The 4,819-nt window shown below is 66.1% G+C and carries 4 protein-coding genes and 1 pseudogene; 1 reads left to right on the forward strand and 4 read right to left on the reverse strand.

All coding sequences use genetic code 11. The features are described 5' to 3' along the window. Positions 1-120: 120 nt before the first annotated feature. Together BN976_RS12135 and BN976_RS12140 are read right to left on the reverse strand one after the other, a co-directional pair. Positions 121-1,434, reverse strand: a complete 1,314-nt coding sequence (locus BN976_RS12135; RefSeq protein ID WP_051558407.1) for a phage portal protein — start codon at positions 1,432-1,434, stop codon at positions 121-123. Continuing rightward, the gene (locus BN976_RS12140; RefSeq protein ID WP_036370950.1) at positions 1,431-2,885 is read right to left on the reverse strand and encodes a terminase large subunit domain-containing protein; all 1,455 of its coding nucleotides are present in this window, start codon (positions 2,883-2,885) and stop codon (positions 1,431-1,433) included. Before BN976_RS12140 ends, BN976_RS12135 begins: the two co-directional genes overlap by 4 nt. A gap of 14 nt (positions 2,886-2,899) precedes the next feature. Between BN976_RS12140 and BN976_RS12145 the strand changes: the two genes are divergently transcribed. Next, entirely contained in the window at positions 2,900-3,127 is a 228-nt protein-coding gene (locus BN976_RS12145; RefSeq protein WP_145977940.1) for a tudor domain-containing protein, read from the forward strand. 385 nt (positions 3,128-3,512) lie between these two features. Here the strand turns inward: BN976_RS12145 and BN976_RS32065 are convergent, their stop codons facing one another. After that, the gene (locus tag BN976_RS32065; protein WP_145977941.1) at positions 3,513-3,998 is read right to left on the reverse strand and encodes a hypothetical protein; all 486 of its coding nucleotides are present in this window, start codon (positions 3,996-3,998) and stop codon (positions 3,513-3,515) included. 56 nt (positions 3,999-4,054) lie between these two features. After that, positions 4,055-4,819: pseudogene (locus tag BN976_RS33780) on the reverse strand (hypothetical protein); the annotation flags it as partial.

Raw genomic sequence — 4,819 nt, forward strand, 5'->3', positions numbered from 1 at the left:
GTGCGATGGCTTCGGCGGGGGTCATCATGTAGGTCAGTGCGCCGGTGCGCATTCGGATGGGGCGGCCCGTCTCGGGTGAGACGGTGACAGACGGGTCGAGGTCGCGTGCAGCCAGGCGCATCACGCCACCTCCCGGATCGGAGTTGCCGCACTGATCTTGGCGATTTCGTCGTCGGAGTATCCGAGCTTGCCCAGCGCGTAGGCGGCAGGCAGTAGACCGGCCTGGTAGAGCTTGACCACGGCGTCAGCCTCTTGGGCGACAGATCGGGTCGCGGCGCCGGCCCAGTGGACTCGGATATCGTCGATCAGGTTGGGGTCGCGGCCATCCCGCACCGCGATCATGAGGCGGGCGACCTGCTCCCATGCCCTGCCGAAGGTGGCTTGTCGCGCCTCGGCCCGCGCGGTCAGTGAAGCCTCGGCGGCCCGAAGAGCATCGGCGGATGCCGGGTTGTCGCTGAACACCCCGACGTAGTGCGCCGGCAAGGTGGACACGGCCATGATCTGGCCGAGGATGACCCGCACCGACGCCTCGTAGCCGGAGAGGTCGGCGGCGTTGAGTTGCCCGAACTTCGCTTCTTGATTCTCGGAGATCATCGCCCGGTGCCCTTCGGGGATCGGGTTGACTTCCCGCATCACGGGCTGGCTGTCGTCGTCGAGGACCGGGTTGCCGTCGCCGTCGAGGACAGGCTCCTCGGTGAGTTCGATTCCGGTGGCCCAGCGGCGCGGCCGGCCAACGTACTCGCTCGTGACCATCATGTCGGCCAGCGACTTGTTCAAAGCGTCGACCAGCGGCTTGAGGTCCTCGATTTCGGAGTTTCCGAAGTCGCCGAGGATGTAGTCGGTGTTGCGCAGGTTCACCACTGGGACCACGCCAAGCGGATTGCTGATGCTGTCGACGGGGGTGAATCCTGTGACGGCTCCGACCTGCTGGGCGGTCAGTTTGGTGATCTTGTCGGGCTGGTAGAGCACCGCGTGAGTAATGTTGCGGTCCTTGTCTTCCCACCTCTTAATGGCAGCGATGGTTTCCCGGCTTCCGGGGTCGGTGAGTACGGCGACCTGCTTGGCGGACTCCACTGTCACTTGAGGGCGGCCAAAGCGGTCAGCCCACACGATCACATACGAGTCACCGAGCAGCAGGGCCTCCCGGTGCGCCACACCCGAGGTTTGGTCCAAATCGTTGGCTATCCACGACTTCCACAATCCGGCGTCTCCGGTGAACCCGGTGATCCGCAGCCGCTCCGCCAGCGCAGTGACAGCCAGGCGGGGGATATTGGAGGCCATCACACCGAACCTGTTGCCCAGAGCGGTCTTCGCCTCCGGAGACAGGAACGCCAGCGGTTGCTTGCCGTCGTAGTAGCGGCCCAGATCGGCGTAGCGGGCCAACGGTTCGTTGAGCCGGCGGATCAACAGGGTCAGCAATTCATCTTGTGTCATGAGGCAAAGCTCCTTACTCGTTTACGGTTTCGTTGTTGATGCCAGGCCGCCCGGTCAAAGGCCACGATGGCGGCCACGGCGGCGTCGATCTTGCGGGGCGAACCGCGCTTGTCCTTGGACACGAGATCCCCCTGCGGGGTGGACTTGGCCACACAGTGCGCGATGTGGTTGGCCATCCTCGAATCCCCGTCATGCGTCACAGCGTTCGTGACGACGGCCTGATACAGCCGGTCGGTGGCCGGCGCCATCCGGGCGGCGTGGGCGGTGTTCCACTCGACGACCCGGCGCTCCCCGTGCCGTTTTGCCCAGTCCTCGATCTCAGACCGCCATCCCCACGGGTCGCACGCCAGCTCGGCGACGTCGTATTTGGTGAACGCCACATCCACGGCGCGGGTCACGTCCTCCCGCGGGACACGCCAGCCACGGTCGCCGGGGTTCTCCCAGATCCCCTCCAGCCAGATATGCCCGTCGAGGGTGCAACCCACCAAGGCGGTGGAATCACCCGAGGCGGACCCGTCGAAGGCTAGGACGACCCGCTCACGAGGTCGCACGACCCGATCCGTCGCGCATTCCGCCCAGGCGCCCCACGGCAGCCACGCCTCCACGCCGGTGACCCACTGGCCCAACCGGAGCTGACGAAACACCGGCTCCCGCAACGTCCGGCGGGCAGCCTCGAGTCCGTCCTCGGCGAGGAATGGCTCCTCGCACGCCAACGCCGGATTAGCTTGCCGCCACGCCTCCCGGTCATCGGTCGGGCAGCCCTCCGGGGCGGCGAACTCCTTGAGGTAGAACGCCGGATCGTCGCCGTCACGACCGTGTTCGACCAACCGCCACATGATGCAGTCCGGCGACGACGACGGCGTGGAGATCGCCAAGGTCAGCGACTCCGGGCGCTTGCCCGACACGCTGGTGACTGCCTCCCACGTCGCCTCCGTCACGACGTGCAGCTCATCGACGATCAGCAGCGACGGATCATGCCCATGCAGCGCGCCCGGCTCCGCAGGCAGCGGCAAAAGCAGGCTGTCGTTGTGCGGGAACACAATTCGATCCGCGAAGATCTGCGCCCGCTTCTCCAGCTCCGGGTTCAGCTCGATCATCCGCTTGGCCATCCGCAAAGTGATGTTCGCCTGCCGCTGATCGGACGCCACGACCAACACCTCGGCGGAAGCGTCCCCGACGAACAGCTCAGCGACCGCCAGCATCGCAGCCAGACCCGTCTTCCCGTTAGCACGGGCCACCGACACCAAGCCGGTACGGATACCCGGCGCGAACGCGCCCTCGATGATCTCCGTCTGGAATGGCCGCAGCCGCACCGGCTCCCCCGCGCCGACACCCTTCGGTACGACGAGATACTCGGCGATGAACGCCAGCCGGCGACCCGCACGATCCTCGGGCAGACCCGAGAAATCCAACGGCGCGGCTTTAATCTGCCCCTTGGGTCCGGCCTTCATGGCAAGCTCCTCGTGTGGCAATACATGTGAGGTTGGGCGACTTCGCACCCGAGGCACACAGTGGCGACGGTGACTGGTACGAGTTCCTGCCCAGCGGCGTTCTGGCAGTCCATTTCGGAAACGGCGTTCGTTCCTCGGAGTACTACGCCCCCGGGTTCTGGCGGCAGGTGACCTCCGACCAGCGTCCCGGACCACCGCCGGCCGATCCAGCCGAATGGGCCATCGCAGAGGCTCCATACTGACGTCAAACCACACCTCGCGGTGTGAGACACAAACTTTGCCTGGGCCGGGGTCTGGGAGGGGTCGCGGTGGGGTCCATCCCCCTGGTGGCTGATGGGCCGCGTGCGGCTCCTCGGGCGATGTTGCAGGGTCCACAGACGACGTCGACCATGGTGAGCTTGATGGGCTTGCCAGCGGCCTTGGCGGCCCATGCCTCGGGCAGGTGGTCGGCCTGCAATCCCTCGGTGGCTCCGCAGTCGGTGCAGAAGTGTTGGAGTCGTCGGGCTCTGCGGGACAGGCGGTCCCAGGCGGCGTCGTAGCCGCGGTTGGTGGCGGTGCCTTTGGTGTCGTGTTCGGGGCAGCGTGGTCCGTCGCAGGGTTCTCCGCACTGGAGGCAGGTCCGGAGGGTCACTGGTCGCCCTCGGCTTCCATGCCCGTCAGCATTCGGAGCCCGTGGGTTATGACTTGGGAGCCGGTGTGGGTAGCTAGTGCTGGGCACGCGGCGGCGTAGGCGTCGATGATGGATAGCACGACTGGCGTGACGTTGTCGTCGTCGCCCTCCTCGATGACCCGGTGCATCTCCGAGGTGTCCTTGGCGTGGCAGGCGATGGTCAGGGCTGCGGCTCGTGTCCACTCGGTGGGTCGGGTCGGGTCGAAGTCGGTGCGCGTCCAGGCTTCGAGCCATTCGTTGAGGCCGTCGAGTCCGAGTGGTGTCAGCAATTGATCGGCGACGGCGTCGAGGGTGCCGATGAGGGCGACGATGAGGTTGGAGAGGCGGGCGACTTGGATGGTTTCTTCGAGGATGGCGTTGCAGCCGTCGACGTCGCGGGCGAGTCGGTGTTTGAGTAGTGCGCCGGCTCGTCGCCAGTCGCCGGTGGTGATGGTGGGGTTCATGCGGTTCTCCTTGGGTGTGGTCCAGAGTTCGGGGTCTACGAAGATGACGCGGTGTTTCATGAGGCGGCCTGTTGTTTGCTGCGGCATTCGTAGTGGGTGTCGGTGCCGTTGGATACGGACTGTCCGCAGATCGTGCAGTTGGGGTAGCTGGAGGTTGGTTTTCCTTTGATGGTGCGTGCGCGTCGGCTGGTGATGAGGGCGGGTGGGTGGGCGTGGCTGGCCATCGCATTGGGCGACGGCGCGGGCGGATCTGCTTGTGCCTGACCAAGGGGGCGGTCCGGCGCACCCTGCTCCCTTGGTCGATTCTCGGCCTCCCGCACCCCTTCTGAAGTGCAAGGGAGCAAGGGAGCACTGTTTTGGGTGTCCGGGGTGCTCCCTTGGTCGGTCGCTCCCTTGGCTGGGAGCTTCCAGAACCACGGTCCGTCGCCGGTTTCCCTGACGGCGAGGACGCCGAGTCGCTTCTTGGCGCGCTTGGCTTGATCCTTCGAGTAGCCGGCCGCATCAGCCCCGGAATAGACCTCGTTGGCCTTCTTAGAACCGTTTGCCAGGAACTCGCTCAGCCATTGGTCGACGTCGTGGCGATCCTCGTCTGGGGCCGATCCTGCGAGGAGCCGGTGGGCGTCGTATCCGGTGACGCCTTCCCACTCCACGCGGGCGACGCCGAGGTCGGGGCAATCGACGAGTCGGTAGGCCAACGAGTCGGGCATTTGGCCCAGGTTGGATTTCACACACGCCAGAACCCGGCGCGTCGGGTCGTCCGGGTCGGCGGCCACCAACAAGCCGGCGCGGGCAGCACCGACAATGCCGATCGACCCGCCACC

This window comes from Mycolicibacterium austroafricanum (genome assembly GCF_000612725.1).
Taxonomy (GTDB): domain Bacteria; phylum Actinomycetota; class Actinomycetes; order Mycobacteriales; family Mycobacteriaceae; genus Mycobacterium; species Mycobacterium austroafricanum.